The sequence below is a fragment of the Aeromonas sp. FDAARGOS 1419 genome (assembly GCF_019047045.1).
Lineage (GTDB): Bacteria > Pseudomonadota > Gammaproteobacteria > Enterobacterales > Aeromonadaceae > Aeromonas > Aeromonas veronii.
In genome coordinates, this window is record NZ_CP077209.1 from 3,978,912 (window position 1) to 4,003,678 (window position 24,767).

The 24,767-nt window shown below is 57.9% G+C and carries 23 protein-coding genes; 13 read left to right on the forward strand and 10 right to left on the reverse strand.

The genetic code is table 11. From position 1 onward, the window contains the following. Positions 1-90: 90 nt before the first annotated feature. The 8 genes from I6L49_RS18190 to I6L49_RS18225 form a co-directional block, all read right to left on the reverse strand. A complete protein-coding gene (locus I6L49_RS18190; RefSeq protein WP_216950069.1) occupies positions 91-1,173 on the reverse strand; it encodes a glycerol dehydrogenase in 1,083 nt (360 codons plus the stop codon). A 125-nt stretch (positions 1,174-1,298) separates the two neighbouring features. Then, complete coding sequence (gene dhaM / locus I6L49_RS18195) at positions 1,299-2,015, reverse strand: dihydroxyacetone kinase phosphoryl donor subunit DhaM (RefSeq protein WP_216950070.1); 717 nt, start codon at positions 2,013-2,015, stop codon at positions 1,299-1,301. 1 nt (position 2,016) lies between these two features. Beyond that, complete coding sequence (dhaL, locus tag I6L49_RS18200; RefSeq protein WP_005341571.1) at positions 2,017-2,646, reverse strand: dihydroxyacetone kinase subunit DhaL; 630 nt, start codon at positions 2,644-2,646, stop codon at positions 2,017-2,019. Between the two features lie 15 nt (positions 2,647-2,661). After that, entirely contained in the window at positions 2,662-3,732 is a 1,071-nt protein-coding gene (gene dhaK, locus I6L49_RS18205) for a dihydroxyacetone kinase subunit DhaK (protein WP_216950071.1), read from the reverse strand. 238 nt (positions 3,733-3,970) lie between these two features. Next, positions 3,971-5,329: an NCS2 family permease gene (locus I6L49_RS18210; protein ID WP_216950072.1), complete on the reverse strand. Its 1,359-nt coding sequence runs from the start codon at positions 5,327-5,329 to the stop codon at positions 3,971-3,973. A gap of 305 nt (positions 5,330-5,634) precedes the next feature. Then, positions 5,635-5,847, reverse strand: coding sequence for an RNA chaperone/antiterminator CspA (gene cspA, locus I6L49_RS18215; protein ID WP_005316548.1), 213 nt, complete (start codon positions 5,845-5,847; stop codon positions 5,635-5,637). Between the two features lie 594 nt (positions 5,848-6,441). Then, the gene (gene yjbD, locus I6L49_RS18220) at positions 6,442-6,726 is read right to left on the reverse strand and encodes a DUF3811 domain-containing protein (protein ID WP_005340165.1); all 285 of its coding nucleotides are present in this window, start codon (positions 6,724-6,726) and stop codon (positions 6,442-6,444) included. 146 nt (positions 6,727-6,872) lie between these two features. Next, the gene (locus I6L49_RS18225) at positions 6,873-7,775 is read right to left on the reverse strand and encodes a cation diffusion facilitator family transporter (RefSeq protein WP_043822581.1); all 903 of its coding nucleotides are present in this window, start codon (positions 7,773-7,775) and stop codon (positions 6,873-6,875) included. 461 nt (positions 7,776-8,236) lie between these two features. On the opposite strand from I6L49_RS18225, the gene I6L49_RS21120 reads away from it, so the two are divergent. After that, positions 8,237-8,362 carry a hypothetical protein gene (locus tag I6L49_RS21120; protein WP_019445191.1) on the forward strand — a complete coding sequence of 42 codons (126 nt, stop codon included), beginning with the start codon at positions 8,237-8,239 and terminating at the stop codon, positions 8,360-8,362. 72 nt (positions 8,363-8,434) lie between these two features. On the opposite strand, the gene I6L49_RS18230 is transcribed toward I6L49_RS21120, so the two are convergent. Both I6L49_RS18230 and I6L49_RS18235 read right to left on the reverse strand, forming a co-directional pair. After that, the gene (locus I6L49_RS18230) at positions 8,435-9,178 is read right to left on the reverse strand and encodes an ABC transporter substrate-binding protein (protein WP_043822579.1); all 744 of its coding nucleotides are present in this window, start codon (positions 9,176-9,178) and stop codon (positions 8,435-8,437) included. Positions 9,179-9,314: 136 nt separating this feature from the next. Continuing rightward, complete coding sequence (locus tag I6L49_RS18235; protein WP_005340181.1) at positions 9,315-9,902, reverse strand: single-stranded DNA-binding protein; 588 nt, start codon at positions 9,900-9,902, stop codon at positions 9,315-9,317. 426 nt (positions 9,903-10,328) lie between these two features. Here I6L49_RS18235 and I6L49_RS18240 point away from each other — a divergent pair, with 426 nt between their 5' ends. The 12 genes from I6L49_RS18240 to I6L49_RS18295 all read left to right on the forward strand — a co-directional run bounded on the left by I6L49_RS18240 (position 10,329) and on the right by I6L49_RS18295 (position 24,741). Next, positions 10,329-10,976, forward strand: coding sequence for a LuxR C-terminal-related transcriptional regulator (locus I6L49_RS18240; protein ID WP_042080923.1), 648 nt, complete (start codon positions 10,329-10,331; stop codon positions 10,974-10,976). Beyond that, positions 10,976-11,419, forward strand: a complete 444-nt coding sequence (locus I6L49_RS18245) for a curli production assembly/transport protein CsgE (protein WP_157161877.1) — start codon at positions 10,976-10,978, stop codon at positions 11,417-11,419. The genes I6L49_RS18240 and I6L49_RS18245 overlap by 1 nt, the downstream gene beginning before the upstream one ends. 11 nt (positions 11,420-11,430) lie before the next feature. Further along, positions 11,431-11,832 carry a curli assembly protein CsgF gene (locus I6L49_RS18250; protein ID WP_019445195.1) on the forward strand — a complete coding sequence of 134 codons (402 nt, stop codon included), beginning with the start codon at positions 11,431-11,433 and terminating at the stop codon, positions 11,830-11,832. 7 nt (positions 11,833-11,839) lie between these two features. Beyond that, on the forward strand, positions 11,840-12,679 hold the full coding sequence (locus I6L49_RS18255; RefSeq protein ID WP_005355003.1) for a CsgG/HfaB family protein: 840 nt from the start codon (positions 11,840-11,842) through the stop codon (positions 12,677-12,679). Between the two features lie 187 nt (positions 12,680-12,866). Then, a complete protein-coding gene (locus tag I6L49_RS18260; protein ID WP_064341412.1) occupies positions 12,867-13,388 on the forward strand; it encodes a curlin in 522 nt (173 codons plus the stop codon). A 34-nt stretch (positions 13,389-13,422) separates the two neighbouring features. Beyond that, on the forward strand, positions 13,423-14,874 hold the full coding sequence (locus I6L49_RS18265; RefSeq protein WP_216950073.1) for a curlin: 1,452 nt from the start codon (positions 13,423-13,425) through the stop codon (positions 14,872-14,874). Then, positions 14,874-15,299 (forward strand): curli-like amyloid fiber formation chaperone CsgH, encoded by a 426-nt coding sequence (csgH, locus tag I6L49_RS18270; protein WP_216950074.1) that lies wholly within the window; start codon positions 14,874-14,876, stop codon positions 15,297-15,299. Before I6L49_RS18265 ends, csgH begins: the two co-directional genes overlap by 1 nt. An 89-nt stretch (positions 15,300-15,388) precedes the next feature. Next, positions 15,389-18,217, forward strand: a complete 2,829-nt coding sequence (gene uvrA / locus I6L49_RS18275) for an excinuclease ABC subunit UvrA (protein WP_216950075.1) — start codon at positions 15,389-15,391, stop codon at positions 18,215-18,217. 121 nt (positions 18,218-18,338) lie between these two features. After that, positions 18,339-20,012: a diguanylate cyclase gene (locus I6L49_RS18280; RefSeq protein ID WP_216950076.1), complete on the forward strand. Its 1,674-nt coding sequence runs from the start codon at positions 18,339-18,341 to the stop codon at positions 20,010-20,012. Positions 20,013-20,470: 458 nt separating this feature from the next. Beyond that, entirely contained in the window at positions 20,471-21,067 is a 597-nt protein-coding gene (locus I6L49_RS18285) for an OmpW family outer membrane protein (protein WP_005340187.1), read from the forward strand. Between the two features lie 222 nt (positions 21,068-21,289). Beyond that, positions 21,290-23,269, forward strand: coding sequence for a methyl-accepting chemotaxis protein (locus I6L49_RS18290; protein WP_216950077.1), 1,980 nt, complete (start codon positions 21,290-21,292; stop codon positions 23,267-23,269). Positions 23,270-23,277: 8 nt separating this feature from the next. After that, positions 23,278-24,741, forward strand: a complete 1,464-nt coding sequence (locus I6L49_RS18295) for an ABC transporter substrate-binding protein (RefSeq protein ID WP_216950078.1) — start codon at positions 23,278-23,280, stop codon at positions 24,739-24,741. Positions 24,742-24,767: the final 26 nt, after the last annotated feature.

A 24,767-nucleotide genomic window follows, 5' to 3' on the forward strand; every position in this document is an offset into this window, starting at 1 on the left:
TATTGAGGCCGTTGCGAACCGGCCCGCAGAAAACGAAACGGCCCCGCGGTTGTGGGGCCGTCTTATATGGCTAGGTCAGTCGCGGCGTGGTTACAGCCCCAGCTGGTGGGCGGTGACGATGGCCGCCAGCACATCCTCGGCGGTGACCTTGAACGGCATGTTGTGGATGGTCTCGCCCTCGGCGGTGGAGGCTTTGGCCACCTCCATCAGGCGCGCCATATCCAGCTCCTTGACCCCCATCATATGCAGGTTGGTCGGCAGGCCCACCGAGCGGCAGAAGGCCAACACGGTTTCGATCTCCGCCATCGGGGCGTTCTCCAGCACCAGCTGCACCAGAGTACCGAACGCCACTTTCTCACCGTGGTAGAGGTGGTGGCACTCGGCGAGCTGGGTCAGGCCGTTGTGGATGGCGTGGGCGGCGGCCAGCCCGCTGCTCTCGAAGCCGATACCGCTCAGATAGGTGTTGGCCTCGATGATGTTCTCCACCGCCTTGGTGCAGAGTCCCTGCTCCACCGCCAGCTTGGCCTTGTAGCCATCGGCCAGCAGAGTCTTGTAGCAGAGCTCGGCGATGGCCTGCGCCGCCAGCGTGGAGGCGCCACCGGCCATGGTCTGGCAACCGGAAATCTTGTTGGCGCGCGCCTCGAAGTAGGTGGAGAGCGCATCCCCCATGCCGGAGACCAAGAGCCGCACCGGAGCGCGGGAGACCACGCCGGTATCCATGATGACCATGTTGGGGTTGGTCGGGATCATCAGGTATTCGCTGAACTGCCCCTCCGGGGTGTAGATGACCGCCAGCGCGCTGGTGGGGGCATCGGTGGAGGCGATGGTGGGCACTATGACCACCGGCACCTTCTGATAGAAGGCGACCGACTTGGCGGTATCCAGCGTTTTGCCGCCGCCGATGCCGATGATGACGTCAAACGGGGTCTGCTTGCAGCGGGCCAGCAGGCGGTCGATCTCGGGGCGGGAGCACTCGCCGTTGAAGCAGTCGAACTCCGGCTTGATACCGGCGCCGTGGAAGCTGGTGGCCACGGTATCGCCGACCAGCTTGGTGACGAAGGCGTCGGCCAGAATAAGCGGCTTGCTGCCGAGCGCTTTGACGTAGTTGCCGATATTGGCGAGGGCCCCGTTGCCTTGCACGTATTTGCTGGGGCTGATGATGATGCGGTCCATATTTTATCCCTCTCTCTTTATGAATTAAGAATCGGGGCGAAGGGGCGGCAGTGCCGGGGACTCCTTCGTCTTGAATGGTGCTGCACAGGCTCAGCGAGCGAGTGCAGCCCCTTGAAGCAGTGGCGTCAGTCGCCGAAGCGCTCGTCGGCCAGCTGCTGGAAGCAGGTCAGGGCGGCGTTGGCATCCTCGCCGCGCGCCAGCAGGGTGAGCTGGTCGCCCTGACGCACGTTGAGCATGGCGAGCCGGGTCAGGCTGCGGGGATTGGCCTCTTTATCCCCCTTTTGCAGCTTGAGCTCAGCGGCAAAGGGCTTGAGGGCGGCTACCAGCCGGGCGGCGGGGCGCACATGCAGGCCGTGGGGGTTATCCACCACCACCTCGCAGCGCAGCCAGCCATCGTCGGCAACGGGGGCTGTCTCGGTGGCGGCCTGCGCCGCGCTGGCAGGCAGCATCGCTTGTTTCGGGCCAAGGGCACCGAGCGCCTCGGCGGCCACCTCATCCAGCGTCAGGCCGGAACCGGCCGCCACCACAGCGGCCAGAGTGCCTTCGACCAGCGGAGCGGGGCAGAGCCGCACCCTCGCGCTCAGCTCCGGGGGCAGCAGTTCGAGGGCGGTCTCGGCACTCAGGAGGGCGCTGCCCAAGTCCATCAGCACCAGCACGCCGTTGCCGTCATCCGCTTCTTCAATCGCACTCATCACCGCGATGGCATCGGTGCCGATGGGGTGGTCGGGGTCATCGACCCCGGCTGCCAGCAGCAGGCGGGCCGGGCTGCCGAGCTGGTCGGCCAGCGCTTTCAAGCCGGCCGCCAGCATGGCGCTGTGAGAGACAACTACGATTCCGATCATGTTACAACCTCGCTCTGTCACGCAGGGCGGTCAGCAGCAGCAGGGTCGAGGTGGCCCCGGCATCCTGATGGCCGATGCTGCGCTCGCCAAGATAGCTGGCGCGCCCCTTGCGGGCCTGCATCTGGATGGTGGCCTCGGTACCGGCTGCGGCAGCTGCCACCGCCTTGTCCAGCGCCTCGTTGAGGGGCAGCTCTTGCTGCTGCGCCTGTTGCAGGGCGGCCAGTGCTGGCCACCAGGCGTCACACATGGTCTTGTCGCCCGGCTCGGCACGGCCGCGGGAGACGATCCCCTCGACGCCATCGCTCAGCATTTTGCACAGCTGACTGAGGCTGAGGCTCTGGCAGGCATCGCTGCTGGCCGCCGCCCGGATAAAGAAGGTGCCGTAGAGCGGGCCGCTGGCACCGCCGACCGAGGAGAGCAGGGTCATGCCGGTGGTTTTCAGTACCTGCCCGATATCCTTGTCCGCTACTGCCGGCAGCTTCTCGGCCACCTTGGCGAAGCCGCGCTGCATGTTGAGGCCATGGTCGCCGTCGCCGATATCGGTATCCAGCGCGGTGAGGTAGTCACGCTGCTCGGTAAAGATGTGTTCGCAGTCGAGCAACCAGTTGACGATTTGGTGTTTGCTTAGCATGGCTATCGGCACTCCTTAGCAGCCGCGACGCAGGGCGGGGGTGTGAACGGGGGCATCCCACAGGGTCATCAACTCATCATCCACCTTGAGCAGGGTGATGGAGATGCCGGTCATGTCGAGGGAGGTGCAGTAGGGGCCGATCAGGTTGCGCACCAGATGGATGCCCGCCTCTTCGCACAGGGTAGCGAGGCGACCATAGACGCCATAGAGCTCGGAGATGGGGGTGCCACCGAGGCTGTTGACCAGTGCGATGACTCGATCGCCTTTGTTGAGCGGTTCGATAAAGGTGTGCTCCTCCTGCCAACTACCGCTGGTGCGATCCCAGTGGCGCAGGGTGCGGCCATAGGGGGTGTTGTCAGCAAGCTCGCTGAACATGTCGTCCACCAGGGTATTGAGGTCGGTGAAGGGGCGACGCTCGATGCCCGGCTCGCCGTGGATACCGACGCCGAACTCCAGCTCGTTGTCCGCCAGAGTGAAGGAGGGCTTGCCAGCGGCCGGCACGGTGCAGGCATGCATAGCCACGCCTATGGTGCGGCTCTGGTTGTTGATGCGACGGGCCAGCGCCTCGCAACGCGCCAGATCGTAGCACGCCTCGGCGGCGGCACCGACCAGCTTCTCGCACAGCACGGTCGTGGCAACGCCACGGCGACCTGCGGTGTAGAGGCTGTCTTTGACCGCCACGTCGTCATCGATCAGGGCGAAGCCCACCTTGACGCCGTCGCCGTGCAGCAGCTCGACCGCGGTCTCGAAGTTGAGTACGTCGCCGGTGTAGTTCTTCACCAGAAACAGCACGCCCGCGCCGCCATCAACGGCCTGACCGCACTCGTACATCTGATCCGGGGTCGGAGAAGTAAAAATCTCGCCAGGACAGGCGCCATCCAGCATCCCCTTGCCCACCAGACCACCGTGCATCGGCTCGTGGCCGCTGCCACCGCCGGAGACCAGCGCCACCTTGCCCATCACGGGGGAGTCGGCGCGGGTGATGTAGTGGGGTTCGATACGTACCTTGAGCTCGGGGTGGGCGGCGGCCATCCCCATCAGTTGTTCACGGACCACGGCATCGACGGCATTGATCAGTTTCTTCATGGCTCACTCCTTGGCTTGCCACCGCACGGGTGGGCAAATGGTTGATGCAGCCAGTCTAACGACAGAAAAAGTGATAAAAATGACGGGCGATTTGGTTCGGATTTGAAACAGCAGACGGGGTATAGGCGTTTCAATCTGAAACGACGCAGGGCAAGCGGGCGGGAAACTGTTAGCTGACTCACAGCCATGAAAAAGGGCCCCGCAGGGCCCTTCGCTATAACCGGAATATGTAGACGGGTTAGATGGCCCAGCCACCGGCGTAGAAGACCACCAGCGCCACGGCGATGATAACGGTGCCGACGTTCAGCTTCTTCCACTCGGCAGCGAACAGGCGACCGATGACCAGCGCTACGAAGCCCAGCATGATGCCGGTCACGATGTTGCAGGTGAGCACGATAAAGACGGCGCACAGCATGCCGGAGAGCGCATCGACCGAGTCGCTGAAGTCCAGCTTGGTGACGTTGCCCAGCATCAGCAGACCGACATACATCAGTGCCGGTGCGGTGGCGTAAGCCGGTACCAGATAGCTCAACGGGGAGAGGAAGATCATCAGCAGGAACAGCACACCGACCAGAGCGGCGGTCAGGCCGGTCTTGCCGCCAGCTGCGGTGCCTGCGGCAGACTCGATGTAGACGGCAGCCGGAGCACCACCGACGGCGCCTGCCACCATGCTGCTGACGGAGTCGGCAGTCAGGGCCTTGCCGCCGCTGATGATGTGGCCACGTTCGTTGATAAGGCCAGCCTGACCGGCCACGGCACGGATGGTACCGGTGGCGTCAAACACGGCGGTCATCACCAGCGCCAGTACGGTCGGAATCACCACCGGATTGAGGGCGCCCAGCAGATCCATGCTGCCTACCAGCGAGCCCTTCTCGCCAGTCAGGCTCGGCATGGCGAAGAAGCCCTGCCAGGTCACTTTCGGGTCGAAGATAAGGCCGAGGATGGAGATAGCGATGATCACCATCAGGATGCCGCCCGGCACCTTGCGACGCTCCAGACCGAAGATGGCAGCCAGACCCAGCACCGTCATGATGACCGGGAAGGCAGTCACTTCACCGAGTTGTACCGGCAGACCGGCCCCTTCGTTCTTGATCACCATGCCGACGCCGTTGGTGGCGATCAGCAGCAGGAACAGACCGATACCGATACCGGTACCGTGAGCGATGCCGGAGGGGAGGTTGTCCAGGATCCACTGGCGCACGCCGGTGACGCTGATCATGGTGAACAGCACCCCCATCAGGAAGATGGCGCCGAGGGCGACCGGAATGCTCAGCCCCTGACCCAGTACCAGACTGAACGCGGTAAAGGCGGTGAGGGAGATGGCGCAACCGATGGCCATCGGCAGCTTGGCCCACAGACCCATCAGCAGGGAGCCGAAGGCGGCGATCAAACAGGTGGCCACAAACACCGGGCCCTGCTCAAAGCCGGCAGCACCCAGCATGTTCGGCACCACTATGATGCTGTAGACCATCGCCAGGAAGGTAGTCAGCCCCGCGACCAGCTCCTGACGCACGCTGCTGCCGCGCGCAGAAATGGAAAAATAAGAGTCCAGAAAGCCGCCAGTCCCTGTTTGGGCGGCCATATCTTGCTTTGCCATAACTAATCCTGAAAGTGTGAAGGAAATCGTTTGCGTTGGTGGCGCGCAAAATAGCAAGAATTCGCGGCAAATACAGCGGATAACCTGACTTTTTCGTCACTATTTTACATTTTGAGTCCATTCGGAGCTCATTCTAAGACTCAAGCGGTGAGAGCGTGTAAGGGAGGGATCAAGCGGTCGGGGGAGGGGAGATCAGTGAGGAAAAAAGCGGGGAACAACAAAAAACCCGCCGAAGCGGGTTTTTTTAATTCTTGCAGAGCTGTCAGCAGTTGGCATAAGCCATCAGCAGCATGCTCCGGCTTGAATTACAGACCAACTACGTTGGCAGCAGCCGGGCCTTTCTGGCCTTGCTCGATGGTGAACTCAACGCGCTGACCTTCGTCCAGGGTTTTGAAGCTGGTGGACTGGATAGCGGAGAAGTGTACGAACACGTCTTTGCTGCCGTCAGCCGGGGAGATGAAACCAAAACCTTTCTCAGCGTTGAAGAACTTAACGGTACCAGTCATTTTGTTAGACATAATAATTTCCTTAAATAGTGTTGAATGCCACCTAAATGGCAATTTTTGATTTTTCGTCAGCAATACGTATGGGGAGCACTAAAGAAGGAGAATTATTTGATAAGAATTATCCGAGGATAACGCTTATGCTAATCACTGCTTTACTAAAATGACTGCCTAACATAATCAGGTCTGAACTGCCGAACCATCGAGAAAGATTAAAACACGCTCTCATTTTTAAAGCAAACTTTATCTCGATATTAATGTTTTGTAACAGCCAAAAATATCATTTTTTATAGTAAACATGATGCATTTCAACGGCATAGAAAAATCAGTGCAGACTCATATCACCCTGTGGCAAGCCAGATTCGGCTTTTTTGTCCTGACTATGTAGCCAGTTCTGGCAAAAAATATGAGAAAAAATGAAAAGGTGGCGATAGATGGGGATTGTCAGTTGGCGTTCTCTCTAACTCACAATGTAAATCACTTCTTTGCTGCTGCGATTAGCTTCTGAGCGGCAAATCAATGGCGGCGCCAAATCCGGCTCATCGAGCATCGCCCAGACATGCAAACGCCCGCAGGCACAAGTGCCTGCGGGCGTTTTGCAAGAAGGGATCAGCGCTTGCTGCGAAACTTGTTGCTGACCGAATCAATCCAGCTGAAGGTTTCCGGCAGTACCTGATTCTTGGCGCGCTCTTTGGCTTTCTCGCGAGCCAGCTTGGAGGCAGCCTTGGCTGCTTCGGCGCGGTCCGCCACAATTTTCAGGCGACCCTCTTCGCGGATCTTGTTCCGCTCTCCGTTGGTCAGCTGGTGGTCTGCATTGGCTTGTGCTTTTTGCAATAACAAGGCTATCTCGGCTTTTTCGGCCTCGGTGAGATCTTTCATTTCCAGCTTTTTCACGGCGCGCTCCTGCGGCAGGGTGGTTAGACACCCTAACACAGTTGTGCCGATCACTTCTTATGCAATCGGCTTTCCGGCAGTAAAAATGCGGGTTTGTGCCAACTTTCCGTTATTTCGCTGCCACTTTCCCGCCTGTTTGCCACATTTCAATTTATGGCGAGCGGCGAGGGCAGCTCTTGCTCCTCCGGCTCGACGTGGATAAGCACGATGGCGTGGGGCAGCTGCGCCATGATGGCGTGTTCGATGCGATCACAGATATCGTGGGCTTCGCCGATGCTCATCTCCGGGGGCAGGGTGAGGTGGAAGTCGATATGGCGGCGGCGTCCGGCACGACGGCTGCGCAGATCGTGGAAACCGCTGGCGGCAGGGCAGCATTCGGTGATGATGCGGCTGGTCATCGCCAGCTCTTCCGGGCTCATGCTCTGGTCGATCAGCGGCTGGAAGGCCTCGTTGAGCATGCTGATGGCCTCTCTGACAATAAAGATGGCGACCGCAATGGCGACCAGCGGGTCGAGGATGGCGAGTGAATGGCCGAACAGACCGGCCAGCCAGATCCCGCCAAGACCGACGGCGACCCCGGCGGAGGTGAGCACATCCGCCTTGAGATGGAGAGCATCGGCCGCCAATGCAACTGACTCTTCTTCCCGGGCCACCTTGTAGAGGTAGGCCGAGACACCGCTGTTGACCAGCGCCGAGATCACCATCACCAGCACGCCCCAGCCAATGCTTTCAATCGGGCTGGGGGTGATCAGCTTGTCGACGGCTTCGAAGATGATCCAGCCCGCGGCCAGCAAGATAAGCAGTGCTTCGATGACGCCGGAGACATTTTCAATCTTGTCGTGACCATAGGGGTGGCGTTCATCAGGCGGGAGGTCGGACTTTTTCACCGCGAACAGGGCGATCAGGGCTGCCACCAGATCCATGGCGGAGTGGATCGCCTCCGAGATGATACTGACCGAGCCGCTGGCGAACCCGGCCACCATTTTCATGATGATCAGACTGATATTGGAGCAGACCGACACCATGGCGGCTCTGGTTTTTCTGTTCATGTCACAGCTTCCTGAATAAAAACGGATATTTCGGTGCGGCGCGCATTATATCCGTCTGACCGGAAATAACCTATTCGGTGTTGTAACCTGATGTTTCCGGTGATATTGCGAATGCTTATTAAAATGGTGGCCTCTTGAACGGCAATAAATAATGAGAGGGATTTATATTTATCCGTGAAAATATCTAGCCTACGATGGATTAATATAAGAGTGACAACATTTAATAATGCGAATTACTCTTTTTTGGTCTTTCCTGTCGAGGTTGTTTGGCCTCCCCGCTCAAGGGGCTGTGCGCGACATTTTTTGGACGAGAATGAGGCTGGATCCGGATGCCGCTGGAGGGTATGCTGGGCCTGGTGATGGTCTTGCACCATCCCACCAAGCGTACTGAAGTTGATGATTCGGATGGCATGCTGGCTCCCATGAGGAACCAACTGTCTGGGTAACATTTTTGGAGTTTGATGATGAGTAACAAAGAACATCACAACGGCAAAGATGCCAAGAAAAAACCGCAGATGTCACTGAAAGAGAAACGCGAAGCCAAACGTCAGAAAGCAGAACTGAAAAACGGCAGCGCAATGAAGTAACGCTCCCCTACTGCTGTTCCTTCGGAGCCAGTACAAAGCCAGCCCTTACCGGCTGGCTTTTATGTTTGTGGCTCACGGCGTGGCGCCGTAAGCCGCGAAAATCTGGTGATAACGACCATCCTGACGCATCGCCTCAAGGCGCTTATCAAACAGATTGCGGGCATCGGCCGTTCGGAAGGCAAAGTGATAGACGGTGGGCGGGAAGAGGTCTGCTTGCCTGACCTGATTGCGCTCGTAGTGCTCGCCTGCCTGGGCGGTGGCGATCAGCTGGTCGAGGTAGTAGTAGAACACCCGCTCCTCCAGTACGACTGCATCCACCCTGCCGCGCATTAGCTGATGTACCTGCACCTGCTGCTTGGCTACCTCCTCATAGTGGGGATTCTGGTTGGCCATGGTGGCGAACGCGCCCCCCAGAATGATCCTTGCCCGTTGAAAGGCGGTGACCCGTTTTGAATGCAGATCGTCCAGAGTACTGATGTGGGTGCTGCGCAGGGTGAAGATCCGGTTATGGAAGGTGATAACGGGCTGGGTCAGAACGTGAGGATCAACCATACCGGGTCTGACGTTGATGATGGCATCCAGCTTTCCTGACTCGAACAGGCGGAAGGTGCGCTCCAGCGGCAGAAATTCAAAGCTGGGCTCATAGCCGCTGCCAGCGAACGCCTCTTTCAGCAGATCCAATTCAATGCCACGCTGATTACTTTCGATGACATAAGGGGGGATGGCAAAGCTGACCCCGACCTTGAGTGGCTTTGCCTGCAACTGGCCGGAGAGCATGCTGGTCAGCATTAGCAATAAAGGGGTGAGCAGTTTCATTGCACTTTTCACAAAGCGCTCCTGTGGAGAATATCCATCACTGTAGGGGAGGCAGTCATAAAACGTCTCATCCCTTTCGGGGCTGAGTGCATAAAAAAAGACCCTGAGTTATCAGGGCCTTTTCAATATTCTGTTCTTAGAACGGGATATCGTCGTCGAAATCCATCGGCGGCTCGTTATATACCGGCGGCGCAGATTGCGGCTGCTGGGCAGGACGGCCATAACCGCCTTGTGGCTGCATGTTCTGCTGCGGAGCCGGTGCCGGGCGCTGCTGGTTCATCGGCTGCTGGGCAGGCATGCTCTGCTGCGGCTGACCCCAGTTACCCTGGGATTGGCCACCCATGTTCTGGCCCATACCCTGACCGCCTTGCGGACGACCACCCAGCATCTGCATCACGCCAGTGAAGCTGTCGACCAGCACTTCAGTGGTGTAGCGCTCCTGGCCGCTCTGATCCTGCCATTTGCGGGTTTGCAGTTTGCCTTCCACATAGACCTGGGAGCCTTTCTTCAGGTACTCGCCAGCCACTTCTGCCAGCTTGCCCATGAAGACAACACGGTGCCATTCGGTACGCTCTTTCTGCTCACCGGTCTGCTTGTCGCGCCAGGTTTCAGAGGTAGCCAGAGTAATGTTGGTCACAGCACCGCCACTCGGCATGTAGCGTACTTCCGGGTCTTGCCCGAGGTTACCGATCAGAATGACTTTATTGATGCCTCGACTGGCCATAATCTCTCTTCCACCTTATTTACCGGCCAGGTCGAAACCTGGTCCAACACGACTAGATACCTGATTAGTTGCTGTGTGCGGGGCACAATGTCCCGCAGACGCATGTGACGGTCATAGTAACAGTTGCGAAGCGGATTGGCAGCATCCTTAACCTGCTTGATGTGCCAAAGGTAACTGTTGGCTCCTGCTGCAGTGATGGTCGGGTTGCAGCTGTTTCCGGCGCGTCCGGCATCACATTTCTGCCATATATTCCTGTTATGCTGGCTGATTGGCGAATTGTAATCGGTTTTTAAATCGACTAAAAACATATGGTTACGATATTTATGAGATCCATTCTCATACTTTTTTAATATTGTGCTCCCATACCTCCTTGGTAGACTCAGTCGGCCAGATTAGGTGGTTTACAGGTTCAAGGAAGAGCACACAATGAAAGCCGCATGCCCGATCGCACTGGTCACTGAAAATAATGTGCAGGCCAGCACATTTGCTGCATACCTCATCTCTCATTTGAGCCGTCCCGTCCAGCTAATCCACGAGATTAATCAGCTAGATAACCAGTGTGACGGCACGCTGTTTCTCATCGATCTCGACTATATCCGCTCTGGCCAGTCACTGGGCTGGAACCGGGCGATCTCCGAACGCTTTGGCATGGCGACCACTGTGCTGCTCAATGCTCCCACTGCGACGGATCGCGACCTGCTGCTGATGTGGCCGCAGATCTGCGGTCTGTTTTTCCGCCAGGATCCGCTCGACCGACTGGTTGCCGGGTTGCAGAAAATCCTGTTGGGCGAGTACTGGATGCCGCGCCACCTGCTGTGCGAGCTGGTCGAATACTATCGCCAGGGCAACAGTTATCTGCTGCGTAACGACACTCTGCTGACAGCCAGAGAGCAGGAGATCATCCGTTATCTGATGACGGGCGCCTCCAATGTCGAGATCGCCGACAGCCTGTTTGTCAGCGAGCACACCGTCAAATCCCACCTCTATAACGTCTTTAAAAAGCTGAATGTGAAGAACCGGATCCAAGCGGTGAGCTGGGCCAAAGAGTATCTCGATGCTCCGGACTCTCACTGATGAAAGCGCTCTCTCTTACGTGTTGCCTCGCGCTGCTTTGGGGCTGCACGACCGTTGTGGCGGCCGAGGCCGATGCACCGCTGGAGTCGGTGCAGCCGGAGCAGGAGAGTGATCGGCTGGATGTGGATGGTCTGGTACTGGATCGCACTTTTACCCGCTTCGGTCAGGGCTTTTATAACGAATTTACCCGGTTGCGCAGTGATGAAGACCCGGATGCCAGAGAAAATCTGACGATTCATGAGCGCCCGACAGCCCGCTGGGGCAGCCTGATCTGGATCACCCATAACCGGAAGGTGATTTTTAAAACCGCGCTCTCTCCCGGCCGCAATCAGCAGGAGCAGAGCGCCAAACTGGCTTGGTCACAGGTCAGGCAGACCCTCGAACAGCAGAAGATCGCGACCCTGTTCATGGATACCTTCGATTTGGAACATGATGAACTATAAGGATATTTCTCATGCGTGCCCGGTTATGGCTAGTTGCTGCACTGATAGCGCCAACGCTCCATGCGTCGGAGCTTGTCTATCGCCCCGTCAACCCCAGCTTTGGGGGTAACCCTCTCAACAGCAGTCATCTGCTTGGCACCGCCAATGCGCAGAATGATTACAAGGATCCCGCCAGTGGCAGCGGTAGCAGCGGCACCTCGGCGCTGGATCGCCTGACCTCCAACCTGCAATCCCGCCTGATCAGCCAGCTGCTGGCCGATATCGGCAAGGATGGCAGCCAGAGCGGCAGTCTGGTGACCGATGATTTTGCCATCAATGTGGTGGATGAAGATGGCACCCTGGTGGTTTCGATCACCGACCGGGTGACCAACCAGACCACCATGATCGAAGTGAATGGCCTGATTGCCGACTGAGGGCGCGATGAAACGACAACTGTTATTGATAGTGCCCCTGCTTGCGCTGGCTGGCTGTGCGACCCATATCGGCTCGCCCGTTGCCGATGAGAAGGCAACCCTGATGCCGCGATCCGTCTCTTACAAGGAGTTGATCAGTCTGCCCAAGCCAAAAGGGAAAATTGTCGCGGCCGTCTACGATTTTCGCGATCAGACCGGTCAGTACCTGCCAGCACCGGCATCCAACTTCTCCACGGCGGTCACCCAGGGCGGGGTCGCCATGCTGAGTACGGCTTTGTGGGATTCCCAATGGTTTGTGCCGCTGGAGCGGGAAGGGCTGCAGAACCTGCTGACCGAACGCAAGATTGTGCGGGCGGCCCAGAACAAGCCCAATGTTCCCGGCAACAATGCCAATCAACTGCCCTCGCTGGTTGCCGCCAACATCCTGATCGAGGGGGGGATCGTCGCTTATGACAGCAATGTGCGAACCGGCGGGGCGGGGGCCAAGTATTTTGGCATCGGCGCCAGCGGGGAGTATCGGGTCGATCAGGTGACGGTCAATCTGCGTGCCGTCGATATCCGTTCAGGCCGGATCCTGAACAGTGTCACCACCTCCAAGACCGTATTGTCGCAACAGGTGCAGGCCGGGGTATTCCGTTTCGTCGAGTACAAGCGCCTGCTGGAGGCCGAGGCCGGTTTCAGCACCAATGAGCCGGTACAGATGTGTGTCATGTCGGCTATCGAGTCCGGGGTGATCCGGTTGATTGCCAATGGTGTGCGGGACAATCTGTGGCAACTGGCCGACCAGCGGGATATCGACAATCCGATCCTGCAGGAGTACCTGCAAGACAATGCCCCGCTGCTTTGAGTTTTCCCGCTCGCGCAATGCCCTCCCTGGTGGAGGGCATTTTTTTTGGCCTCCATCGAATACGAATTAAGACTTTCTGCTCAGCGACAGGGCGGCGCTTTTCATCCTCGAATCAGCGGAGTGCCTGATAGGCCGCCTTTGGTCTGACAGGGATACTGTGGGCGTTTTCCAACAAGGCGATGGCGCGATGAAACACCTGTTGAGTGCTCTCTTTTTTCTGCTGATATCGGGCGCCCCGCAACTCGCCGCAGAGCCTGCCGTCTTCGACGAGCTGGCGATGGCAAGCGAGCTGGATTCCGGTCTGCAGAACGATGGGAATCAGGCGCTGTTGTGGCAACTCGGTAGCGAGCAGCAACTGCATCTCACCCAGCAAGGGGAGCTGAATCAGGCGCGCCTGCTGCAACAGGGTTGGGCCAATGAGTTGGCGCTCTCCCAGGTGGGAGATGAGAACTGGGTCAATGGCGCGCAGCTGGGCGAGGGCAATAGCGCCGAGCTCTATCAGGCGGGCATCAATAACCGGATTTGGCTGCTGCAACAAGGTAGCGGCAATGAAGCCTGGATCAGTCAGCAAGGGGTAGACAATCAGGCCCGGGCGATCCAGCTGGGTGATGGCAATCAGGCCAGCATCGAGCAAAACGGTAACGGATTGGCGGCAACCGTTATTCAGACGGGAGCCAATCAGCAAGTAAATGTCGTTCAAACCAACTGAGCCTAGGCTCAACCATTAGCACGAGAGGGAAATCATGTTTAAACGTACCATCATTGCCTCGGCAGTTCTTCTGGCGACCAGCACCGCCTGGGCGGCATCTACTGGCAACCAAGCTACGGTGAACCAGGCCCAGAGCGGCAATACCGCCACCATTAACCAGGTGGTGGGAAGCGTCGATAACAAGGCTAACATCGATCAAGCTGGTAACGACAACACAGCTGTTACCACTCAAAAGAATACCGGCCAGTCAGATGCCGATACTCAGCAGGTAGGTGACAGTAACAAGGGTTACATCTTGCAACAAGGTGACACTAACCTCTCCAAAGCCTCCATCGATACAAAGGGGAACGACAACTTTGCTGATGTGATTCAGCAATTTGAGAATGGCGGTGCGGTTGCCGGGGTTGTGCAGGATGGGGATCGCAACGACGCCAAGATCAAGCAAGATAATGGTGACGGAGCTGACTCCAGGATCACTCAAATCTCGGATGGTAATCAGGCTGTCATTAATAACCAGATATCCGATTTCGCTCGGGCGAGTGTGCAGCAGCTAGAAGGGGGGGCTCACCAGGCTGACGTGACCCAGACAGCGGCTGATGGAGCCAACGCCGAAGTGGTACAACGTGGAGAGCGCAATATCACCAAGGTGCTGCAGGCAACCGGTAACTATGACTATGCACCGGCGGAAGGAACATCTGCAGTGGTGACTCAGAGTGGTTCTTTGAACAATGCAGACGTCACTCAATACGATAGTGCCAACGTAGCGACTATTGAGCAAAGTGGAACCCGCGGTGAAGTGGTGACTTTGCAGCAAGGGTCTGATGCCGGGAATGGCAACGGCCTGTTGGCCAAACAGTCTGGAACCGGGGAGTTTGCTGACCTGACACAGGATGGTAATCGCAACCGGATTGAGACCGACCAGAAAGGTACTGGCAATGATGCCTTGGTCAACCAGACAGGTGATGACAACAAGGCCGTGGTCAACCAGTTAGCCAGTAGTACCGATGGTGCGGTCACCATTGATCAGGTAGGTAATGACAACTATGCCAATGCAGTGCAACAAGCAGGCAGCGGCAATACCATCGATATCGACCAGAACGGAACTGGCAACCAGGTTGCCTCTGCTCGTGATAGTGAAGGCAAAGGCGCCTGGACCTGGGGCTCGGACAACGAGCTGGTCGTTGCTCAGAAAGGCACTGACAACTGGGCCTATGCCGATGCGTCTCACTCTGAGTCTGTGGTCAAAGTGACCCAGGATGGTGAGTTGAACAATGCCAAGGTTGAGTCCTACTTGGGTAGCGAGAACAAGCTCACCGTGACCCAGAACGGCGCTGAGCACGAGGCCAATGTCTACGTCAATGCTGGGGTTGGTGGGGGGCACAACACCGTTGATGTGGTGCAAAACGAAAGCTTTAATACTGCCAATGTGACCGTATTGGGCAGCGATAACCATGCCTATGTCTATCAAGGGGCTGGCAGCAACTGATGGTCATCTCCGGATTCAGGGGCCTGCGGGCCCCTCTTTTATTGGTGCTGCTCTGTGGGCTGATGCTGGTTTATCGCGTCGCGTTACCAGCAAGCGCAAGAAACACCGAGGTGGAACCCGATCCGTCGATCCGCTTGTCCCTCAATATGATTCAGAGCGAGCAGGGGCTGTCACTTGCACCGACGCTGTTCAGTAAGCGCGACGTGACGGTGAGTGTCAGGTTGCTGGTGCGCAGCGAAGGGGCAGCCGGGAGCACGACTCAGCGCCAGAGCCGTAATCTGTCGCTGCAGGCTGGAGTGGTCATGGCGGTTGGCAAAATAGGGCTGGGTTTGCGTTGCCCCTATCGGGTCGAGGTCACCGCCCGGATATGGCAAAACGAGCGGCTGCTGGTGGAGAAAAAAGAGCAGATGGCGTGCGCCGGATGATGCGCATTTCCTCTCATGACTGTCTATTCATCCAGTAGTCTCTATGCCATACTGACTCGCTCAGGTTTCTGTATCGAGCGTGCAACAAGATGGAAAAGATCGTGGTCCGGGGTGCTCGCACCCACAACCTCAAGAACATCAATCTGACCCTGCCCCGCGACAAGCTGATCGTGGTCACCGGCCTCTCCGGTTCGGGCAAATCCTCTCTGGCGTTCGATACCCTCTATGCCGAGGGGCAGCGCCGTTATGTGGAGTCCCTCTCCGCCTATGCCCGCCAGTTCCTCTCCCTGATGGAGAAGCCGGACGTCGACCATATCGAGGGGCTCTCGCCCGCCATCTCCATCGAGCAGAAGTCCACTTCCCATAACCCGCGCTCGACCGTCGGCACCATTACCGAAATCTACGACTACCTGCGTCTGCTGTTCGCCCGAGTCGGTGAGCCGCGCTGTCCGACCCACGCCATTCCGCTCGCCGCCCAGACCATCAGCCAGATGGTGGATCAGGTGCTGGCCCAGCCGGAGGGGAGCAAGCTGATGCTGCTGGCCCCGGTGGTGCGGGATCGCAAGGGGGAACACACCAAGCTGCTGGAGAATCTGGCGGCTCAGGGCTACATCCGTGCCCGCATCGACGGCGAGGTGTGCGATCTCTCTGATCCTCCGACTCTGGAGTTGCACAAGAAGCACACCATCGAGGTGGTGGTGGACCGCTTCAAAGTGCGCGATGACCTTGCCTTGCGTTTGGCCGAGTCGTTCGAGACGGCGCTGACCCTCTCCGGCGGCATCGTACTGGTAGTGCCGATGGACGGGGAGGAGGGCGTCACCCCCATGACCTTCTCCGCCAACTTCGCCTGCCCGGAGTGCGGCTACTCCATGTCGGAGCTGGAGCCGCGCATCTTCTCCTTCAACAACCCGGCTGGTGCCTGTCCTACCTGTGATGGTCTGGGTGTGCAGCAATATTTCGATCCGGCCAAGGTGATTGGCGATCCGGCCATCAGTCTGGCCAATGGCGCCATCCGTGGCTGGGACAAGCGCAGCTTCTACTACTTCCAGATGCTGAAATCCCTCTCCGAACACTACAAGTTCGATCTGGAGACGCCGTGGGAGGATCTGCCGGTCAAGACCCAGGAGGTGATCCTGCGCGGCTCCGGTCGTACCGAGATCGAGTTCCGCTACATGAACGATCGCGGCGATGTGGTGGTGCGCAAGCACCCGTTCGAGGGGATCCTGCACAACATGGAGCGACGCTACCGGGAAACCGAGTCCAACTCGGTGCGCGAAGAGCTCTCCAAGTACATCGCCAACAAATCCTGTACCAGTTGCGGTGGCAGCCGGCTGCGGGAGGAGGCGCGCCACGTCTTCGTCGACAACCGCAACCTGCCGGCCATCGCCGAGCAGTCCATCGGCGATGCGCTCGCCTTCTTCGAAGGGTTGAATCTGACCGGCCAGCGCGCCCAGATTGCCGAGAAGATCTTGAAAGAGATCGTCGAGCGGCTTGGCTTCCTGGTGAACGTGGGCCTCAACTATCTGAGCCTGTCGCGCAGTGCCGAGACCCTCTCCGGCGGTGAGGCGCAGCGGATCCGGCTGGCAAGCCAGATTGGTGCCGGTCTGGTAGGCGTCATGTATGTACTCGACGAGCCTTCAATCGGCCTGCATCAGCGGGACAACGAGCGGCTGCTCAAGACCCTCACTCACCTGCGTGATCTGGGCAACACGGTGATCGTGGTGGAGCACGATGAGGATGCCATCCGCCTCGCCGACCATGTGCTCGACATCGGTCCGGGGGCTGGCGTGCACGGTGGTGCCATCGTCGCCCAGGGGACGCCGGAGGAGATCATCGCGAACCCCGAGTCCCTGACCGGTGACTACCTCTCCGGTCGCAAGCAGATCGCCATTCCCGCCGAGCGGACTCCGCTTACCGGCAAGTGGCTGAAGCTCAAGGGGGCGAGCGGCAACAACCTGCGCAACGTCAATCTGGATCTGCCCATCGGGGTGATGACTTGTGTCACCGGCGTCTCAGGTTCCGGCAAGTCGACCCTGATCAACGACACTCTGTTCCGCATCGCTCACCGCGAGCTTAACAAGGCCACCGAATCCACCCCGGCGCCCTATCGCAGCGTGGAAGGACTGGAGCATCTGGACAAGGTGGTGGATATCGACCAGAGTCCCATCGGTCGTACCCCGCGCTCCAACCCGGCCACCTACACCGGCCTGTTCACCCCGATCCGCGAGCTGCTCTCCGGCACTCAGGAGGCGCGCTCGCGCGGCTACCAGCCGGGCCGTTTCTCTTTCAACGTGAAGGGGGGCCGCTGCGAGGCGTGTCAAGGGGATGGCGTCATCAAGGTGGAGATGCACTTCCTGCCGGACGTCTACGTGCCGTGCGATGTCTGCAAGGGCAAGCGCTATAACCGCGAGACCCTGGAGGTGAAGTACAAGGGCAAGAACATCCACGAAATCCTCGAGATGACGGTGGAAGATGCCCGCGAGTTCTTCGATCCGGTGCCGGCGGTGGCGCGCAAGCTGCAGACCCTGATGGATGTGGGCCTCTCCTATATCCGCCTTGGCCAGTCGGCCACCACCCTGTCGGGCGGCGAGGCGCAGCGGGTCAAGCTGGCGCGCGAGCTCTCCAAGCGGGATACCGGTCAGACTCTATACATTCTGGATGAGCCGACCACCGGGCTGCATTTCCACGACATCCAGCAGTTGCTCAAGGTGCTGCACCAGCTGCGGGATCGCGGCAACACCATCGTCATCATCGAGCACAATCTTGATGTGGTAAAAACTGCCGACTGGATCGTCGATTTGGGTCCGGAGGGAGGGGCAGGTGGGGGCCGCATTCTGGTGACGGGGACGCCGGAGGAGATTTGCGCCAATAAAGAGTCTCATACAGCTCGTTTTTTGCGGCCACTTTTGGCGCGATAAGCCGTTATAATCGAGGGGCCTTTGGCCCCTTTTTGTTATAAAAATCGGGAGCATAGGGGGACGCTCGTCAAGTGTGGGCAGGCTTGGCATCTCAGCATCATGGTAATGGATATATCGGGTTATGGCTCAGGCTCCGCGCACGATTGATCATCAGTTGGCTTACTCCATGTTCCCCATCTGGCTGGGGGCGATCCTGCTATTGCTGGTCCTGCTGGCGTGGGCCCAGATCCCGGCTGCCAGCCGGATTGAAGAGCAGCGAATGAAGGAGCATCTGCTGCGCGTGACCAAGGCGGTGCAGGCGGATGTGGCAGCTCTGGATGCATTCAGTCGGGATTGGGGCATCTGGGATGACAGTCACCGTTTTATGGACAACAAAAGCAGGGGGTACATCGAATCCAACCTGTTCAGTGATATGCCGATGCGGGATTTTAGTCTCAACCTGATGAGCTTCATGGATCTCGCCGGTTACGAAATCTGGACGCGCACCCTGCTACCCGATGCGCCGGGGATCAATCCGGACCAGTTTCCCTACTTCCTTGATGAACTGAAAAAGCAGTTAAGGGCGCGCTCGGTGGCGCAAGGGGGCATCAATCTGCATGGGATCCGTGCTTCCCAGTGGGGGCCGCTGATGTACTCGTGGCAGCCGATCAGAAACAGTGACGAGTCGGCACCGTTCAACGGTTTCTTGCTGGTTGTACGTTGGCTCGACAAGGCCTACCTCGAGCAAGTATCGGAGCGTACCGCGCTGCCACTGGCGATCTCCCACACCAATCTGGATGTCACCGCTACCTTCAAACCACTGAAACCGCAAATAACGTATCGCCTGATCGACCTTGGGCTCACCCGGCTCAGGGGAGAGGTGCGACTGCTCAACAGCGATAACCAGCCGGTGCTGACTCTGGTGATTGAGGAGGAGAGAAAGATCTTGAGTGGCGTCATGGAGGGGGCGCTCTGGACCTTTATCGGCATGCTGTTTATCAGTTTTATCTGCGTCATGATCGCCATGTATCGGCTCAATAGCATTGTGCTTACCCCGTTGCAGCAGCTGGTGTCGGCGCTGCAACGCTTTGGCGATCGACCAGATGCCACCTTGATCCCCTATATCGACAGCAGCGCCGAGATGGCGACCCTGAGCGGCAAGTTCAAGGAGATGGCCAGCAAGGTCAGTCAGCAACACGATGATTTGTTGGAAAAATCCAGCCAGATGGAGATGGCTGCATTCACCGATCCTTTGACCCGTTGTTTCAATCGTCGCTATCTCGATGGTTGGTTGCAGGCCAACTGGGCCAAACCTTGTCTGTTATTGCTGCTGGATCTTGATCATTTCAAGCGGATCAATGACCGCCTTGGCCATGACATCGGGGATCTGGTGCTGAAACAGTTGGCGGATCTGCTGCGCAAGGTGGTGACAGGGGAGCGCGAGCCGATCATCCGGTTGGGGGGGGAGGAGTTCTTGTTGCTGCTACAAGTGGATGACGAGCAAGAGTTGGCGTTGCGGGTCGAATATCTGCGCCAGCGTGTCGCTCAGCACCGATTTGGCAGAGAGGATGCGCCACTCTGGTTGACGGTGTCGCTGGGGTTCTGCCGCTATCCGTTGCACCCGGAGTACCCGGATTCATTCTGGAGTCATAGCTTCAAACTGGCGGACATGGCGCTGTATCAGGCCAAAGTCGGCGGGCGAAATCGGTGGTGTGGCTACGCTGGTATCCTCTCTGCGGAGGGAATGGGCCAGACTCCGGAACAGCTTGCCGAAGGGGGGGATATCACCCTGCTGCACTCTGTCAATCCGGATTAACCCTGCCGTACCAATACCAGATAGGCCAAGGCGACAATAAAACCGAGCAGGATAAAGAGAAAGGATCCGATTCCCCACACGGCCGCGAGAAAGGCCCCCACCTTTTGCCATTTCGACTCATTTTTCATAAATAAACCATTACTTCCCAGTAACTTGTATGGCGCAAAAAATACGCTGATTTGCCCATATTAACAACAATTAATAGCCACTTTGCCGCGCAATAAGGTGTGGTTTATTTGCTCCTTTTGGCGCTGGGTGCGGGTAGTTACAACCTGTCGAAACAGGTATTTCGGCTTGTTGTCTGGGGACTCAACGAGATTGGGATGGCGCGCAAAGATGTCACACCAATCGATTTATTTCTGTGCAACCTTTGCTCCAAGTCAATAACTTTGCATTTACAAGGGCATATAGTCAGCGGGCTTACAGCATCAAATGAAAACAAAAAAAGGGATTACGTGATGAAAAAATTACTTCCTCTGATGATTGCCGCTGCAGTGACCTCTCCTTTCGCCATGGCCCATCAGGCTGGTGATATTCTGGTTCGTGGTGGTTTGGCATTTGTATCGCCGCAGGAAAGCAGCACGCCTGTAGAGCTGGAAATTAATGACAACATGCAATTGGGATTGACTCTCTCTTACATGATTACTGATAACTGGGGTGTCGAATTGCTGGCTGCAACCCCCTTCTCTCATTCAGTCAAACTGGGTGGCGCTGAAGTTGCCAAGATCAAGCATTTGCCGCCGACTCTGATGGGTCAGTACTATTTTGGCGATGCTCAAAGCAAGGTTCGCCCGTATGTCGGTATTGGCGTGAACTACACCACCTTCTTTGATGAAGAGGGTCGTGGTGCACTGTCAGGAACCGATGTCAAAGTCGATGACTCCTGGGGTGTTGCCGGACAAGTTGGTATCGATATGGCGATCACTGATCGCTGGTTTGTCAACGGTTCAGCCTGGATCATGGATATCGATACCGATGTGCATACTGCGATTGGCACCATTAATACCAAGGTCGACCCGATGGCCTTTATGGTGGGTGTTGGCTACCGCTTCTAATGATTCTGATTGCGGTTCTGAACGGACCGCGGAAGATAGCAAAGTACGTCTCTTTCAGCCCGGCTTGTGCCGGGCTTTTTTCGTATGGCTGATTTTGTCTGGACTGTGATCCAACCCGATACAAATCAATTAAATACCTGCCGCTTTATTTCAGTTATTCGCCACCCCTGCCGATAGTGACTATGTTCACTTTACCTTCCCCCAATGAGTGAGGATGTCTCCATGGGCTTATCTATCGTGCAGCGGATCATCGCCGGATTCGTGTTGATGCTGCTGTTGCTGATCCTGCTTGGTGTGATCAGTACCTTTAAAATCAAGGGTATAAATGACGGCCTCTCTGCCGTATCTGACCGGGCAACCCCGCTGGTGGTGGCTGTCGCAGGTCTCAAGGGGGCACTGCAGGATAGTAACCGCTGGGTGCTGGTCTACCGCACCAGTGAAGATGCCGCTCAGTTACCGCAGCTGGCCAATCAGTTCAAGGAGCAGCAGAACCGCTTCACCCAGCTGAGTCAGGAGATGGGTAAATTTACCGACGTAGCGGATGCTCGTACCCGCTTCCAACAGGTCGAGAGTGCTACCACCCAATTTTATGGCTTGGCGGATCAGGTGTTGGCCCAGCATCGGCAGTGGGTCAGTGCGCTGGAGCAGCGCCACAAGCTGGAGATGGAATTTATCCGCCTTGAGGATACCTACCAGTGGGCGGCGGATCTGCTGCTGCAACAGACCGCCAGCAAGCGCTCCATGCGCAACAAGGCGGAGCTTATTACCTCGGGTATCGCCCGCGACCTGAAGAATATCCGCCGTGCCGATGCCAAAACCGACCTGAACGAGCTGGAAAAGGTGTTGAGCAAGGACATCGAGATGGCCCGCAAGCGGTTGGAGCGGGTGCTGGTGTCCGATGATGTGAAAGCGCGGTTTGTCTCCAATCTGGATCGGATGCAGGAGCTGGCACTTGGCGCTCAGGGCTTGCTGGCAACCATGCGTCAGGCTCAGCAACTGGCGCTGTCGCTGGCCACGCAAAATCAGCAGCTGGATGCCAGTCTGGTCAACAGCCTCAATTTGCTCGATGAGATGGGCAAGTCCGCCGGGGCCATTGCCAGCGACAGCCGGATCAACGCCGATGCGGCGGTCAGCAGTGCCAGCTTCTGGATCCTGGTGGTTGCCGCGATGTCGGCCGCTGCCGCGCTGGTGATCGGCTATACCACTGCGCGCAGCATTCAGCGCCCGTTGCAGATGATCAACAAGGAGCTCGATTACATGGCGGCCGGTGACATGACCCGCCGCATCAACTACCGCAGCAGTTGCGAATTTGGCAGCCTCTCTCGCTCCATCGATACGCTGGCGGGCAAGACCGGTGAACTACTCTCTCAAATCAATGCGGGCTCCCGTCATCTGGTGGATGAGGCGAGCCGCGCCGCCGAGATCAGCGAACGGGCCATGTCCCGGGTACAAGAGCAGAAGAGCCAGACCGATCAGGTGGCCGCCGCCATTACCGAGCTGGAAGTGAGCGCCACCGAGGTGGCCCGCTCTACCGATGGCACCAAGCGGGAAGTGGATCTGGCCGATGAAGAGGCGCGCAATGGTCGCCAGAAAGTGGCCACCACTCGCCGGATCACCGAGCAGCTGGCTGGCGCCATGGAAGAGGCGGTCGGGATCACCTACAAACTTGGGGAATTCAGTAACAACATCGGCAGCATTCTCGATGTGATCCGCAGCATTGCCGAGCAGACCAACCTGCTGGCGTTGAACGCCGCCATCGAAGCGGCCCGTGCTGGCGATGCAGGTCGCGGTTTTGCGGTGGTGGCCGATGAGGTACGGGCGCTGGCCAATCGCACCCAGACTTCGACCGAAGAGATCCAGGGGATGATTGAGAACCTGCAAAGCTCCAGCAAGCATGTGGTTGAAGTGATGGGGCGTAGCCAGGAGCAGACCCAGAGCTGTGTCGAGCAGACTCGCGAGATGGATGTGGCGCTGCAATCCATTGCCGATCGGATGGGGGCCATCAAGTCGATGGCGGATCAGGTGGCCCATGCCGCTCAGGAGCAGATCTCCGTCAGTCAGGGGGTCGCTCGTCATATCGCCGGTATTGCCGATGTGGCATACGAGACTGAGCGGGAGGCGCGCGAATCCGCCAGCAGCAGCGAAGTGCTGGCCGACCTGGTCGCCAAACAGCAGCAATTGATCGCACATTTCAAGGTCTAGGAGGGCTTATGTCTAAAAAGTGGATTGGAGCCCTGAGTCTCCTGTTGTGTGGCCAGCTGATGGCCAGCGAGCTGGTGATTGAAAGCTGGCGAACCGATGACAAGGCGTTGTGGGAGCAGAAGATTATCCCGGCGTTTGAAGCGGCGCATCCCGGCATCAAGGTGAGTTTTCATCCGGTGCAAAACGTTAACTACATGCCCACCCTGTGGGAGAGCCTGAAAGGGGGCAAGGCGGGGGATCTCATTACCTGTCGTCCATTTGATGACTCGCTCGCCCTGTTCAAGGCGGGCCATCTGGCAGAACTGACCGAAATGGCAGGGATGGAGAACTTTCCGAGTTTTGCCCAGTCACCGTGGCAGACCGATTCCGGTGCCCAGACTTTCTGCGTGCCGATGGCCTCGGTGATCCATGGCTTCTTCTATAACAAGAAGATCTTCAGTGAGTTGGGGCTCACCTTGCCGCAAACCCGCGATCAGTTCTTCGCTGTGCTGGACAAGATCAAGGCCGACGGTCGCTATGTGCCGCTGGCCATGAGCGGTTCCGAGAGCTGGGTTGCCTCCGAACTGGGGTTCCAGAACATTGGCCCCAACTACTGGAAGGGGGAGGACGGCCGTCTGGCACTGATTGGTGGACAGGAGCGGTTGGACAACCCGCAATATGTGAAGGTGTTCGACGAGCTGGCCCGCTGGCGTTCCTACCTCGGTGAAGGTGGCGAGAGCCGCGATTATGCGACCAGCAACGAGCTGTTCACCTCGGGCAAGGCCGCCTTCTACGTGGCGGGCTCCTGGGAGATTGCCCCCTTCACCGGCAAGGTCGATTTTGGCGTCATGCGCCCGCCGGTGGCCAAACAGGGTGATGGCTGTTTCTTTACCGATCACACCGATATCGGTATGGGGATGAACCCTGCCAGCAAGAACAAAGAGGGGGCGATGGCTTTCCTGCAGTGGCTGACGACGCCGCAATTTGCCGAGCTCTATACCAACTCGTTGCCGGGATTCTTCTCCCTCTCCAACCACTTCTTCGATGTCACCAATCCGGCGGCCAAAGAGATGATGGAGTGGCGTGATCAGTGTGACTCGACCATTCGGGTGGCGACCCAGATCCTCTCCCGTGGTACGCCCAAGTTGGGGGATGAACTGGCCGAGGTGAGTCAGGCTGTGTTGCTTGGCAAGATGGAGCCCAAGGCTGCCGCAGATCGACTGGAAGGTGGCTTGAGGGGCTGGTATGCCCCTCATCAGGGCAACAAGGCCAAGAGCACGGATTGTCAGTGTGATGCGGTTGCCCCTGCTCCTGTTTCAGCGCCGACGACTGAGGTGTCCGCAGCCCCCGCGACCAGTGAAACATCGGCCGTGGTGTCACCTGCTGTGACTCCCGCAGAACCCGTATCAGCGGCCCCATTACCGGCGCCGTCGGATGAGGTGGAGCAGGCGCTCTCCAACGAGCTGGAGGCGCCACAGCAGCCACAGCAATAGGTCATCGGCATCAATAAAAACGGGAG